General features: G+C 62.3%; 12 protein-coding genes. 5 read left to right on the forward strand and 7 right to left on the reverse strand.

Annotation, left to right across the window (positions count from 1 at the left end; genetic code table 11):
- Positions 1–195 precede the first annotated feature (195 nt).
- Both JQ603_RS33750 and JQ603_RS33755 read left to right on the forward strand, forming a co-directional pair.
- Positions 196–1554, forward strand: a complete 1359-nt coding sequence (locus tag JQ603_RS33750) for a T6SS phospholipase effector Tle1-like catalytic domain-containing protein (protein ID WP_283817487.1) — start codon at positions 196–198, stop codon at positions 1552–1554.
- 14 nt (positions 1555–1568) lie between these two features.
- Positions 1569–3452 (forward strand): pentapeptide repeat-containing protein, encoded by a 1884-nt coding sequence (locus JQ603_RS33755; protein ID WP_212346591.1) that lies wholly within the window; start codon positions 1569–1571, stop codon positions 3450–3452.
- 124 nt (positions 3453–3576) lie between these two features.
- Here JQ603_RS33755 and JQ603_RS33760 read toward each other — a convergent pair whose 3' ends face one another.
- The 3 genes from JQ603_RS33760 to JQ603_RS33770 all read right to left on the reverse strand — a co-directional run bounded on the left by JQ603_RS33760 (position 3577) and on the right by JQ603_RS33770 (position 7023).
- Positions 3577–4791, reverse strand: coding sequence for an EAL domain-containing response regulator (locus JQ603_RS33760; RefSeq protein WP_212346596.1), 1215 nt, complete (start codon positions 4789–4791; stop codon positions 3577–3579).
- A 285-nt stretch (positions 4792–5076) separates the two neighbouring features.
- Positions 5077–5502, reverse strand: coding sequence for a hypothetical protein (locus JQ603_RS33765; protein WP_212346599.1), 426 nt, complete (start codon positions 5500–5502; stop codon positions 5077–5079).
- Positions 5503–5859: 357 nt separating this feature from the next.
- Positions 5860–7023 carry a hypothetical protein gene (locus JQ603_RS33770; protein WP_212346602.1) on the reverse strand — a complete coding sequence of 388 codons (1164 nt, stop codon included), beginning with the start codon at positions 7021–7023 and terminating at the stop codon, positions 5860–5862.
- A gap of 337 nt (positions 7024–7360) precedes the next feature.
- On the opposite strand from JQ603_RS33770, the gene JQ603_RS33775 reads away from it, so the two are divergent.
- Positions 7361–7984: a helix-turn-helix domain-containing protein gene (locus tag JQ603_RS33775; RefSeq protein ID WP_212346605.1), complete on the forward strand. Its 624-nt coding sequence runs from the start codon at positions 7361–7363 to the stop codon at positions 7982–7984.
- A gap of 55 nt (positions 7985–8039) precedes the next feature.
- Here JQ603_RS33775 and JQ603_RS33780 read toward each other — a convergent pair whose 3' ends face one another.
- The 4 genes from JQ603_RS33780 to JQ603_RS33795 form a co-directional block, all read right to left on the reverse strand.
- The gene (locus tag JQ603_RS33780; RefSeq protein ID WP_212346607.1) at positions 8040–8288 is read right to left on the reverse strand and encodes a hypothetical protein; all 249 of its coding nucleotides are present in this window, start codon (positions 8286–8288) and stop codon (positions 8040–8042) included.
- Positions 8289–8383: 95 nt separating this feature from the next.
- The gene (locus JQ603_RS33785; protein ID WP_212346610.1) at positions 8384–8761 is read right to left on the reverse strand and encodes an Hpt domain-containing protein; all 378 of its coding nucleotides are present in this window, start codon (positions 8759–8761) and stop codon (positions 8384–8386) included.
- Between the two features lie 146 nt (positions 8762–8907).
- Complete coding sequence (locus JQ603_RS33790) at positions 8908–9606, reverse strand: Crp/Fnr family transcriptional regulator (protein ID WP_212346613.1); 699 nt, start codon at positions 9604–9606, stop codon at positions 8908–8910.
- Positions 9607–9793: 187 nt separating this feature from the next.
- Complete coding sequence (locus JQ603_RS33795; RefSeq protein WP_212346616.1) at positions 9794–10504, reverse strand: Crp/Fnr family transcriptional regulator; 711 nt, start codon at positions 10502–10504, stop codon at positions 9794–9796.
- 494 nt (positions 10505–10998) lie between these two features.
- Here JQ603_RS33795 and JQ603_RS33800 point away from each other — a divergent pair, with 494 nt between their 5' ends.
- Both JQ603_RS33800 and JQ603_RS33805 read left to right on the forward strand, forming a co-directional pair.
- Positions 10999–11439, forward strand: a complete 441-nt coding sequence (locus tag JQ603_RS33800; RefSeq protein WP_349630770.1) for a response regulator — start codon at positions 10999–11001, stop codon at positions 11437–11439.
- Between the two features lie 410 nt (positions 11440–11849).
- Positions 11850–12901 (forward strand): Hpt domain-containing protein (locus JQ603_RS33805; protein WP_212346619.1); only part of this gene is annotated, 1052 nt, incomplete at its 3' end.

A 12901-nucleotide genomic window follows, 5' to 3' on the forward strand; every position in this document is an offset into this window, starting at 1 on the left:
GTCGTGGCGGTTTGCCGACACTGTGGATGCAGATCTCGGCTGCCGGTCCATTGACTGGGCACCACTTCTCGAGATGTATGCTTGCGACAGCGCGCAACTTAAAGTAACTAGTGTCATTCCGGCTAATCATTTCCGGAATGCGCTCGCCAGAATTTTCTCAGACCCGCCTTTGCATGACTTCATTTCGAGCTTTGTATGTCTAAGCGGATAATCTTGCTGTTGGACGGCACCTGGAACGACGCAGATTTCGGTCCGACAGACACCAACATCGTCCGGCTAAGAGAGATAATCGCAAAGTGTTTGGAAGACGGTTCCTCCGGCAAGTCGGACACAGCTGCGCCCAGTAACAGCAGAGAGCGGACCGCTGTTGCTCGCGGCAAATACAAGTCCGGTGCTTCATCCAAAGACCATCTGGTCTTTTATGAGCGCGGCGTCGGAACGGGTGGGTTGCTTGATCGCTTTTTCGGTGGGGCGTTTGGCGCGGGTCTCGGTCGAAGCATTCGGCGCGCCTACAACTTCCTTGCGGCAAACTACGACGATGGGGACGAGGTCTTTGTCTTTGGGTTCTCCCGAGGCTCGTTCACCGCACGTTCGCTGGTGGGGCTCATCAGTTCCGCCGGATTGCTACGATCGGATGCATGCACTCTCGAAAACCAATCCAGGCTCTGGAGCTATTACCGAACCAATGCGCTGGATCGGACGCTGCCTGCGCGGCGGTCTTGGGACGGCCTGGTCTATCCTGCCTTCAACTTCTCCTGCCTCGGCGTATTCGACACCGTCGGTGCACTCGGAATTCCGCTGCCGACATTCTGGCACGAAAATCGCGACCTATTCGAGTTTCACGACGTGGGTCTTTCCCAGACCGTGAAACTCAATCTTCATGCGCTCGCCATTGACGAGCACCGTTTGAGCTTCGAGCCGGCGCTGTGGCGTAAGCCAAAATTTGGCAAGATCAGCGCGCCAACCGAGCAGGTCTGGTTTGTTGGTGCGCACTCCGATATCGGAGGTGGCTATGTTGACGAAGAGCGGCGGAAGCTATTCGAGCAGACAGCTCTGGACGATTTGTCGCTTGACTGGATGCTCCGGCGTGTCTTGCACCATTGTCACGATTTCCCGGTCTATGCCGACCGGCGCCGTGGTTGGAATGTGCCTGTCACGGGAAAGGAACTTGCCGACTGTTCATTCATGGCCGCTCGTCACGAAGCGCGGAAGCACTTCTATCGCTTGGTAAGTGCAGCTCAGCGGTCGATCGGAAACGTTCGGATCGATGTGGGTTTTCGCGAAAGGGTTGTCGCCCGTGACCGCCACGCCGAAGTCATCAATGAGAAAATTCACGTCAGTGCGATCGAACGGCTGGGCCGACCGGTTCAGGTGAGGCCGTGGGCCGAATACTACGCTCCGAAAAACCTCCTGGCTCTGCTGAAGGCGGCTCGCTTTGATGCCGCGAACCTCATTCCCATCGTCGATTACGAAGGGAACGATCTCGGCCTGATCGCGGCCAATCTCCATTTGGCCGAGGCCAAGGACCGGCTCGAGCGGGTTCGCAAACTCTAGAAGAATGGATCGCAATGATTACGATTGTCGTTTCCATTATCGTGTTTTTTGTTCTCGCCGTCTTCTTGTGGTTCTGGTGGTTTGCTCCACGGAGTTCGGTGCCGATTCATTCCACGGAGCAGCAGCTTCGCCAACTCGAGGTCCAGGACCGGCTTCGTCAAACGAATTATCAGGTGCTTACGGCCGTCGGCCTCGTCGCGACGTTCGCGATTTCGCTGGCGCAGTTCTTCGAAACGCGAAACCATTGGGAAGCCGATTTCAAAACGAAGGCCGAGCAAGATCGCCTCGCGACATTCATGAGTGCCGTGAAGCTGATCAACGATAAGCAGGTCAACGACACATCTTCGTCCAAAGCCACGGACGACTCGGCCACGAATGCGGGAGTAAGGACGCTCGGCGCGCTGGGGGTCGATGATCCTTCGTCTCACGCGCTTCAGGCCACTCAGATATTGAGCGGCTTCGTAACGAGTCAGACTCGCTCGGAGGGCGATTCGTTGGGCCTTTCGGCGGAATGCAAAGGGGAACGCTGGACCGGCGTCGGTAAGGACGTCAAGATCACCGAAACGACGCGACAGGAGGCAAATTCCGCAGTGCAGGGGGCACTGCGGTCGCTCGGTGACGCGAAGATGGCCGCCTATCGTCAACATGTGAAACGCGACAGATGCGTCAAGCCGACGGCTGCGAGCCAGCAGTTGCGTCTCGAGCATGCCGGTTTGGACAATCTGGATCTGAGCGGGCTGGACTTGTCTTGCTCGATGCTCTCGCAGGCGAAGTTTCGCCGAACCAGCTTGAATAGCGCCAAGCTGGCGTACTCGGATCTGAGAGGAGCAAGATTCGCCGACTACGACATCAAGAATAGCCCATCGCAAAGAGCCGATGGAAAGCCTGCCATCAGTGGCGCCCAGCTATATTCCAGGGGAAAAGATGGAGATCCTGACGAGTGGCAGGTCTACCGGTGTTGGATTTCGGATTTACGGTACGCGAACCTCAGGGGGGCTCAACTGGAAGGGACTGCTTTTGACGGAGCAGACCTGCGTGAAGCGGATTTCTCCGGAGCGAAATTTTCCAGGACGGATTTGAGCCGAGCCAATCTGACCGGCGCCTATGGTTTGACCAAGGACATGCTGAAGCATAGTTGCGCAGGTATCGCGCAGGCTGGCCGCGTGGACGTCAACGCGCAACCTGTCGGCCTTTCATCGTGGATCGGTCAAGGCAGATTGACGCCGTGCGCGACCAATCCCCGCCATCCGGCGGATCCATCAGGCGGCGACAAGGTAGGATCCGAGGATCTTCCAACGACTGAGGAGGTCCAAAAGACGGATGCTGAGAACGAAGAAAAGCTCAGGAACAGATCTCTATGGAGCGCCTTCGTTGAAGAGTACGGTGAGCCCCTCATTGCGCCTCTGGCTGCGATATTTGCCGCGCTGGCATTCTTTCAGTTCGTCGGTATCTACTCCCGCCGAACCCTCGTTCCGGCGTCCGGAGTTTTGCGGACGCTGCCAGTTCGCTTCCCGGAAAAATCGCTCCAATATTCGGCGAGTCAGCTTGAGTTGTTCGTTCGAACGAACCCGGATCTGGTTCGAATCTATTGCAAGCCCATTTTATTCCCGCTGGATGTCATTGTTATGTCCGGCCTGGCGGGTGCCTCCGCTTATGCATCCTGGACCTGGCTTTCTTATGCCGGGGTGACGTGGCCGGCGTATTGTTTGATCTTCCCTCTGTTGTATTGGGCCGCAGATCTCGTCGAAGATGTCTGGCTTCGCAGGTATCTCCAGGGCGCGGAGTTCGACGAGATAACGATTGGCCGCTTGAAGATGCTGACTCTGGCGAAGATGACGTTCGTGGCAATATCTTTCCTGCAGACGGTGATCTGCTTTGTCATCTTTGTTCAGAGGTAATTCCAGCAAGCACGGAAGATCACCCGTGCGCGGTAGCGCTTCAACGGAATTGCGCCTCGTGCAGCTTTCCGCGGAATGGGCGGCAGACGGTGCGGATAATCTGAAGGGGCGCAAAGACCATCCGTTATGCGCTCCCCATCACCGTCCGCGCCAGCGCGCTCTTTGCGAACTTCTTCAGCGGCATCGGCTTGCCGAACAAAAAGCCCTGCACGAGGTCGAAGCCGAGCTCGTTGGCGGCGACGAGGTCGGCGCGGCTCTCGACGCCTTCGGCGATGGCGCCGACGCCGTAGCCTTGTGCAAGCTCGACGATGTGCCGGCACACCGTGCGCTTCAGCCGATCATCGCCGCTGCCGGTGACGAAGTGCCGGTCGGCCTGCAGCTTGATGAAGGGGATCTTGCCGAGGTCCATCAGCGAGGGCCAGTTGGCGCCGAGATTGGCGATCGACAGGCCGATATTGTGCAGGCGCACCTCGCGGGCAACCTCGACGAGGAGATCGAGGTCGCGGATTGCCTCCTCGCTGTCGATCTCGATCGTCAGTCCGCCGAAGGCCGGATGCGTCGGCACGCGGCGGCAGAGATCGCGCACGGCCTGCGGCTCCTTCAGGTAGGAGGCCGGAAGGTTGATCGAGAGATCGACCGGACCCTGCCGCTCCAGCAGATAGTGCCAGTCCTGCACGGCGCGCTCGATCACGAATTCCGACAGGCCGCGCAGATGAGGATCGTCCGCCTCGGGAATGAAATAGGCGGGCGGCACCACGCCCCAGGTCGGATGACGCATCCGCACCAGCGCCTCGGCGCCGCTGCGGATCAGCGTCCTCGCATCGATCTTGGGCTGGTACCACAGCTCGAGCCAGCCGGCATGCAGGGCCTCGCCGACATGCACGGCCGGGCTCGGCGCCGGCTCCTCCGGCAGCAGCATCGCGACGCGCTCGCGCAGCGTCTCCGCGGCAAAGGGCGTGGTCAGCGGCGGCAGCATCGCAAGACCGTATTCCTCGCCGACCTGCTGCACGGCCCTGACGATGATCGACTCGCGGGCGCCGACGGCGAGGACCTTGCCGTCGAAGCTCTCGCGCACCAGCGTCTCCAGGAATTTTCCGGGCTCGATGCCGTCGGCGGCGATGCCGAGCAGGATCAAGTCCGGCAATTCGCGCGTCAGGACGGATTGCAGCTCCTCCGCGCTGGCGCATTCGCTGGTGACGAAGCCGAGGTCCTCCAGCACTTCAGCGAGGAAGGCGCGCAGATGGCGCTTGCCGTCGGCGACGCAAGCGCGCGGCGTCATCTTTCGCCGCCCGAAGGTCTTGGGCCTTCGTCCGGCGAGCTCAACAATTTTATCGTTCATCGCAAACCACTCCCGTTCCGCGACCGGTGTTAGCGACGGGAGCAGTTTCAAATATGGAGAGCTTCAGCCGATTGTTGAATTATCTGGGTAACGTTAAAGCGCGCACCACGTCTAAAATTGTTCGGATCTCGTTGGGGAAGTTTTTACGTCCGGCCGCACATGACGGCCGCGTGACACCGTCTTCGCGGAGGAATCTCGAATGACGCGGCGAGTTGCGGGCGCGAAGTCGGTGTCCTGCAATAGGACGAAGCCGTTCGCGTTTCGCCCAATTGAATAACAGCGGTATCAGTTGCCGGTGGCCTTGTCGTGTTGAGCCATCCCGACCGCCTTGTAGTCGTAGGTCGGATAGAACTCGGTGCGGTAGGGACCCCACGCAGTGTCCTCGACGACGCGATTGATCTCGCGCAGCCGCGAGGCGGGAAGGCGCAGCGTGACGACCTGGCCGATGCCCATCATCACGTACCAGCTCACGACCTCGACGCCGGGCGGCGGAAACGCCTTGCGGAAGCCCTGCTTGTCGAGCTGCGCATTCAGTTCGCCGAGCGGGCGCGACTGGTCGTGCTTGAAGAAGATGGTGAGCAGCACCGCGTTGTCCGCGGTCGGCGCCGCATTGCCCTGCGGCGGCGACGTCTGCGCCATCGTCGCCGATGTCAGCGCCAGCGCCGCCGTCAGCAGGGCAGCCATCGTCCATATCCGTCGGTTCGACCTCATCGCGGATTCCTTCCCAATGCTCATGCGATGGATCGGAGCATAGGAGCGGCGGCATGGCCGAAGAACTCATATTCGCGCGATGCGCGCATGTTCCGGCTTCGCTCGTGACGGTTCTGCGACAATGCGCGCCGGCGCGGCGGTGCAAATGTGAAGCACATCACATGTGCATTGCCGCATCTGCGCTATTGCTCCGTTCAGCCGGTGGTGGGCTGTGTTTAGGATTACAGCTATGTCGATGCGGCGAATGATGTATTGGTGGTTCAGGTTCGTGCTGTCGGGGCGATTTATGGATCGCTTCCTGTGCCTGTCGCGTTAGCCGCGCTGCGCAACGTGGCCCTTCGCGGCCGAACCCTTAATCTAGGTCTGACCGATCAGTTTGCGAAACGCCGCCGCGCCGTCCTGCACGGCGTCGCGCCCCTTCCAGGCGAGATAGGAGAGCTTGCCGCCGAGCGTATCGTGGCTGCGCAGCCGGCGCGAGCCGAGGATGTGGCCGACATTGGACGGGAAGCGGCTCACCTCGGCGGATACCAACGCTGCGATCGCGTCCATCAAGTGCTGGAGGCGGATGCCCCATTCGCTGGCCTCGATGCCGTCGATGCGGACCTTGAGCGCATATTCGGTGTCGTAGATCTCGGTGAGCAGGTCGCGGGCGACCAGCACCCGGTTGTGCCGGAGTGCGATCCTAAGTGCGAGGCGCTTGTCGTCGAGCCGGTCGAGCACCATCGGCACGACGCTAGAATAGGGCGTGGCGGCGACGTCGGCCGCGGCCTTGCTCGCGGCGGGCTTGGTTGCAAGGCGCACCAATTGCCAGGACGTCTTCAGCCGCCGCGCCACCAGCGCCAGCGCAAAGGGCAGCGCATCCGGGTGAGATTTCCTGAAGGCATCGAGCTGCGCGGTGATCTGGGCGACCTGGCCGTCGTCGAGCTTCGCAATCTTCTCGGGCAGCTTTTCGTTGAACTTCGGCAGCGCGTCGCCGGCGCGCAGCACATGCTGCATCTTCCTCACGTCGTCGAAGGCGGTACGCGAGGCCGTGTATTGCGCGAGCTTGCCGCGGGCGAGCTCGGCGCTCTCCACTGATGCGAAGGTGTTCTCGAGCACCTTGACGACCTTGGTCTGGAAGCTCGATGCGATCTTTTGCACTTCCTTCGGGTTGTTGGCGGCGACCTGGTCGTTGATCGCCTTGACGTAGTCGCGCGCCATGGTCGGCAGCAGGTCGCGGCAGATCCACTCCCAGATCGGGGTTAGGGTGTTGCGCGAGATGCGTCCCGCATTGGCATGCTCGGGCGCGCCGTCGATCAGCAGCAGCTCGAGCGGCGCGAAGAAATAGCGCGAGGGGCTGGTGGCGCGCGCCTGGGTCGATCCGTCCTTGCGAAATTCGGCGCGCAGGCGGGCCTGGACCTCGGCCGAGCCGGGCATGTCGATGCCGCACAGCTCGAGTCGCTCGAGCTCGCTGAGCAGACAGCTGCGCGACAGCGGCGTCAGCCTCTGCAGGAATTCCGACAGCCGATCGATCTCGTTCATGGCACGCAATCTTCCGCAACGATTCCAGCTGGCCTACCGGCCCAATGCGTGGAGGCATTTGCGCGCTCGCAATCGTGACCTAGAGAAGCAAGTCGCCGTTAATGAATCCGTAAAATCCGGGGCCCGGGCGTCCGGCCGGGGCGGCGATTAACGAGACTTCGGCCTGTTTGCTGGGGATTTGGGTGAAGTTCTCAACCCTTGCATGGTCGCGGCAAGCCTCGCGCAAGCATAAATTGTGCCGATGTCCATGTTTTAGCGCAAAACTGCCAAAATCACCGTAGTCTTACGGAGCAAAAAGTTAACCACAGATCGGCCCCGGTTCCGCTAAACAGGTCACATGGGGTCACAGAATGATACGGCTGCCGATTCGCGGCCGTCGGAATGGTACGAAAGCAGCACCGCTCCAGCTGAAGAGCTCGATTTCGTCCGCCTGAATGCCGCCCGGGCCAAGGCGGCCGACGAAATGGCGGCCGCCTTCGCCCGCGAGCTCAACGGTCCCCTGACGGCGCTCCTGCTCTATATGGGCGAGATCAAGCATCACAGCGATCAGCTCGCGCCCGTCACGGCCGACCGTGCCTATCTGCAGCGGGTGGTGGAGAATGCACTGACGCAGACCGAGCGCGTCTGCGGCTTGGTCAAGCAGCTTGCCGGTCCCCACAAGGGTGCCCCGCCGATTCCGTCCCGGATCGACGACGCAGAATCGAACCTCCCGCGCGCGCCGCAGCCGCAGCGCGTGCCGAGCGCCGAGCTGATCGGCCTGTCGGGCCAGAAGCGGCTGACCAAGCGCGAACGCGAGGTGCTCCGCCTGATCAGCGAGGGCTATTCGAACAAGCAGGGTGCGCTTCGGATGCAGATCAGCCCGCGCACTTTCGAGAGCCATCGCGCCGAGGCGATGCGTAAGCTCGGTGCGCGCAACACCGCGGATCTCGTCCGCGCGGCGCTGCTGCATTCGATCGATTGAGCTCTTGTCTTGCGCCGCCGGCGGCGGCCCGGGGGCTGGAGAAGCCCGATCGCGGTCAGAAATAATCTTCAGCGAAGGGACGCGTGCGCGATGAGGGCCGCAGCGGCTTGAGCTCTTCCTTCGGCGCGTTCGGGATGATGGTGATGGTCCAGCGCGGAGGGATACTCGATTCCTGCTCCAGAACCGAGCGGACGAAGCCAGTCACCGTCGACTCGCCGGATTTCACGGTCGCCATCCGGCCGTTGAACTGAGCGATGCGGAAGCGACGGACTTCCTTCTGGTCCGCAGTCTCATAGGTGAACATGGAAACCCTCCTGGTTTCCCGCGACTATCGCCACCTATGATTAGCCATCTCTAAAAATCACAAACCGTAGAAGTACGGCGGGTTTAGCCCGCCCTTCAGCCTTGCGGCTCCTGCGCGCGCGCGGCGGCGTAGGCAGCATCCATCTGGTCCAGGAGATCGCGGAATTCGGTGTCGCCGAGCGTCGCCGCGGTCTTCTCCAGCCGCAGCGCCAGCGCCGCCAGCCTGGCATAGCCGAACGTTCCGGCCGCGCTCTTCAGTGAATGAGCTTCGCGCGCGATCCTGGCGTGCTGCTGCGCCAGCGAAAGCGTGCGGAACAGTTGCAGGCGCGCGCAGGTCTCGCTCCAGAACACGGCGCGCACTTCGCCGGCGCCGTCCTCGCCGATCTCGCGCACCAGCGCCGCGTACGCGCCCGGCTCGCGCGCAGGTTCGGCATTGAAGGTTCCCGGCGCGGGCGCAACGGTCACGTCAAACATGGTCTCGCCTTGGTCGCGGTTCGTTGGCCGCGCGGCGCATGCGGCGCGCGGCTCGCCCCGTGTCTACGGCATTTGAATTTCAGTTCCGGTAGCGGGATGGAAGGTGTTTGCGGACCAACGTTAACTTCGGGTTTACCACGTGCCGCTCAGCGCTGGCCGAGCAGCCGGTCGTACTGGGCCTTCACGGTGCCGTAGCACTCGCACGCCGTCTGGCGCAGGCCGTCCAGGTTCAGGATCTGGATGTGCCCGCGGCTGTAGTGGATGAAATTGGCATGCTGCAGGGTGTTGGCGACCAGCGACACGCTGTTGCGCCGCGCGCCGATCATCTGCGCCATCGCCTCCTGGGTCAGCAGCAGCCGGTAGTCGCCGGACAAATCATGGGTGTGCAACAGGCAGCGCGACAGCCGCGATTCCACGGGATGGGCGGCATTGCAGCCGGCGGTCTGCTGGACCTGCGCGTAGACCGCCAGCCCGTGGCGCGTCAGCAAGGTGCGCAGGGTTCCGCTCTGGTCGGCCGCGACGCGCAGCCGGTCGAGATCCATCACGGATGCGGTGCCGGGAACCAGCACGATCGCCGTATTCAGTGCGCATGCATCGCCCAGGGTCGAGAGCGCGCCGAGCACGCTGTCGCGGCCGATCATGGCGACCTGCACATGCTCGCCCTTGGCAAGCTTCACCACCAGCGAGATGACGCCGCGGTGCGGAAAGTAAGCGCGCGTGAGCGTCTCGCCGGTCTCGACCAGCACGGCCTCGTGCGGCAGCTCGATCGTGCGCAGGTGCGGGCGGAGCAGGTCATAGTCGTCCGCCGCCAGCGCGGACAGGAAACCGTTGGATGGACGCACCATCGTTTCCAAAGCTGCCTCCCGTCTCTGCATCAGTGAGTCGCGGCAAGCAAAATTGCTCCCGACACGGGTAAGTTCCATCATGTTCACGTCGGGATATATTGGCAATTGGGACAAGTTGTCCGGGGGCAGGATCCTCCTCTCGGCACTGTGTTCACCACGGCATGCAGATGGCCGCGCCTGGCTCGCGTCACGGCGGCGCTCCGAGCAGGCGCGAATGCGATGCCTTGACCGCCGAATAGCAGTCGCAGGATGTCGCTTTCAGCGCGGGCAGATCGATGATCTCGATTTGTCCGCGGGTGTAGCGAATGATGCCGGCCCGCTGCAGCGCATGCGCGACGAGGGAGATGGCGTTGCGCCGCACGCCCATCATCTGCGCCAGCGCTTCCTGCGTCAGCGGGAGACTTGCGCTGTCGGACAGATCGCGGGCACGCAGCAACCAGCGCGCCAGCCGCGCCTCGACCGGATGCACCGTGTTGCAGAGCAACGATTGCTGCGCATGCGCAAGCAGGACCTGCTCATGGCGCACCATCAAGCTTCGAAACGGCAGGCTTGCGGCGGCGATCGTCCGGAATGCCGCGAGTTCCAGCGTGGACGCAGTGCCGGGGAAGAGTACGACCGCGTCCGCCGGCGCGATACCGTCGGCCAGCGCCGCGCCGCCGCCGACGACGCTGTCGCGTCCCAGCATTGCGACCTCGATCGTCTGTCCTTCGGACAAGCTCACCGAAATCGAAACAGAACCGTCGTGTGGGAAGTAGACATATCTCAGGGGAGAGCCGGCCTCGCCCAGGACAGATGTCCTGACCATTTCGACGGTCGCCAGATGAGGACGCAGCCGATCGAAATCTGCTGCGTCGAGCATTTGCAGCAACTGATTGGGCGGGCGGCCGCTCGCGGTCATGCAGGATCAATCCCAATGCGTTCAAGCTACGGTCGGAGCCGCGCCCTTTCCGTCACGCAATTGCACGGCAAATAAATCCTATTCCAGAGGTTGTGGTAGTGTCCATATACCCGTTAGAGGGCAGACACGCTGGCACGCTTGCGGCGGAAATAAGCGTGCGTGCTGATTCGCGCACGCGGCTGGCGTGCAATCCAATGTCGCCAGTCGGGAAGAACCGGCAGGGGGCCTTGATGAGCCGGAAGCTTTCGGTCGGCGGCAGACATTGGTTGCCACTGCCATCGGACGTCGGGCAATCCGCGCATCCTCGCCCGCCCACCAACTCATATCAACCGTCGGCGATTGCTTCGCGCCCTTCAGTGGCGCCGCCACATATTTCGCGTCCGTCGTCGCCTTCCCGGCTCCGCCACCGGCGTTCGCCACCGTCAATACTTCGCTCCAAACCAGAGGAGAACGGCGTGTCCCACGGTTCAATTCTTGAATCGCCGAAACGGGAAATTCCAACGGGGACAGAAAGTCGGCGCCATATTCTCGTTGTCGACGACGACCTGATGGTGTGCATGGCCATCGAGGTCTATCTCCAGCGAAATCATTTTCGAGTGACGATTGCCGATGGAGGTGAAGCAGGCCTGCGCGCTCTCGAACACGAACAGTTCGACCTGATGATCATCGACATCTTCATGCCGCACATGCGCGGCTTCGAATCCATCAGGGTCTTCCACGAGCGCGCGCCCGCCATTCCGCTGATCGCGATGTCCGGCTACGCATTCGCAGATCTGAATTCACCTGCGCCCGACTTCCTCCGGATGGCGCTCGAGCTCGGCGCGGCACGCTGCCTGCGCAGGCCGTGCACGCCGGGCGCGCTGCTCGTCGCCATCAACGATTGTCTCGCGGGGTACCGTCCCGACGATGTCGTCTCGGCCGCGCGCCTCGGTTAGCGCGGCACCGGTTGCATCGGCGGCGGGGTAAGCGTTCGTTTACTCTGAATGCGGATCTTGCGGATTCCAGCAGATCACGACGCGATGGCCACCTGAGCAGCTGCGATCGCCGGCGATTTCCCGCGGGCCGTGCCTATCGTCCTTTACGAGCAGGACTTTTTCGCGCGCATCGCCGCGCCTTTCCCGCGGCGTTTACCCAACGTTAATTGCCGTCACGGCGCGGTAGCGGCTTCGCCGGAAAGCGTTGGCGCATGCGGTCGAACCGCAAACTTCTCTTCAATATCCGTATTAGCACGGAGGATGAAATTAACGGGACCGTGAAAGGGGTTGTCTAACGATCTAAAGCGAAGACTTCCGCCGACGCCGGGCGCGGCTCAGGCGTCGAAGTCCAGCTCAGTAAGGCGTACCCCATGGATGATCTGTTGCGGGAGTTTTTGACGGAGACCAGCGAGAGCCTGGACACCGTCGACAATCAGCTGGTGAAGTTCGAGCAGGAGCCGAACAACGCCAAGATCCTGGATAACATCTTCCGCCTGGTCCACACCATCAAGGGTACGTGCGGCTTCCTCGGCCTGCCGCGGCTCGAAGCGCTGGCGCATGCCGGCGAGACCCTGATGGGCAAGTTTCGCGACGGCATGCCTGTGACCGCCGAAGCGGTGACGGTGATCCTGTCCTCGATCGACCGCATCAAGGAGATCCTCGCCGGGCTCGAGGCGACCGAGGCCGAGCCCGAAGGCACCGACCGCGATCTCATCGACAAGCTGGAAGCGATGGTCGAGCAGGGCATGGCGGCCATGGCCGCGGGCGCTGCTGCTCCTGTCGCCGAAGCCCCGCCGCTGGCGCCGGAAGCGCCTGTTGCCGCCGCGCCTGCTCCCGCAAAAGAGATGACCACGGGCACGCTGATCGACCAGACCCTGGAGCGCCCCTTGCGTCCCGGCGAAGTCTCGCTCGACGAGCTCGAACGCGCCTTCCGCGAGACCGCGATCGAAGCGCCGGTCCCCGCGCCCGTCGCCAAGGTCGAGCCCGCGCCCGCTGCTGAAGCGCCGGCCCCTGCCGCGAAGGAAGCTGCAAAACCCGCCAAGGAGAAGGCGGCGCCGAAGAAGTCGATGGCCGACGAGACGGCGAGCGAGGGCGACCGCATCGCCAACCAGTCGATCCGCGTCAACGTGGATACGCTGGAGCACCTGATGACCATGGTCTCCGAGCTGGTCTTGACCCGCAACCAGCTGCTGGAGATCTCCCGCCGCAACGAGGACACCGAGTTCAAGGTGCCGCTGCAGCGTCTCTCCAACGTCACCGCCGAGCTGCAGGAAGGCGTCATGAAGACGCGCATGCAGCCGATCGGCAATGCCTGGCAGAAGCTGCCTCGCATCGTCCGCGACCTCTCGAGCGAACTCGGCAAGCAGATCGAGCTGGAGATGCACGGCGCCGACACCGAGCTCGACCGCCAGGTGCTCGATCT

Origin of the sequence: Bradyrhizobium liaoningense (assembly GCF_018130825.1) — a bacterium.
Taxonomy (GTDB): domain Bacteria; phylum Pseudomonadota; class Alphaproteobacteria; order Rhizobiales; family Xanthobacteraceae; genus Bradyrhizobium; species Bradyrhizobium liaoningense_B.

Excerpts from the sequence above, each read along its gene's own strand:
- JQ603_RS33750 (WP_283817487.1), top strand. The coding sequence starts at position 196 with ATGTCTAAGCGGATAATCTTGCTGTTGGACGGCACCTGGAACGACGCA.
- JQ603_RS33755 (WP_212346591.1), top strand. The coding sequence starts at position 1,569 with ATGATTACGATTGTCGTTTCCATTATCGTGTTTTTTGTTCTCGCCGTC.
- JQ603_RS33760 (WP_212346596.1), bottom strand. The coding sequence starts at position 4,791 with ATGAACGATAAAATTGTTGAGCTCGCCGGACGAAGGCCCAAGACCTTC.
- JQ603_RS33765 (WP_212346599.1), bottom strand. The coding sequence starts at position 5,502 with ATGAGGTCGAACCGACGGATATGGACGATGGCTGCCCTGCTGACGGCG.
- JQ603_RS33770 (WP_212346602.1), bottom strand. The coding sequence starts at position 7,023 with ATGAACGAGATCGATCGGCTGTCGGAATTCCTGCAGAGGCTGACGCCG.
- JQ603_RS33775 (WP_212346605.1), top strand. The coding sequence starts at position 7,361 with ATGGGGTCACAGAATGATACGGCTGCCGATTCGCGGCCGTCGGAATGG.
- JQ603_RS33780 (WP_212346607.1), bottom strand. The coding sequence starts at position 8,288 with ATGTTCACCTATGAGACTGCGGACCAGAAGGAAGTCCGTCGCTTCCGC.
- JQ603_RS33785 (WP_212346610.1), bottom strand. The coding sequence starts at position 8,761 with ATGTTTGACGTGACCGTTGCGCCCGCGCCGGGAACCTTCAATGCCGAA.
- JQ603_RS33790 (WP_212346613.1), bottom strand. The coding sequence starts at position 9,606 with ATGGTGCGTCCATCCAACGGTTTCCTGTCCGCGCTGGCGGCGGACGAC.
- JQ603_RS33795 (WP_212346616.1), bottom strand. The coding sequence starts at position 10,504 with ATGACCGCGAGCGGCCGCCCGCCCAATCAGTTGCTGCAAATGCTCGAC.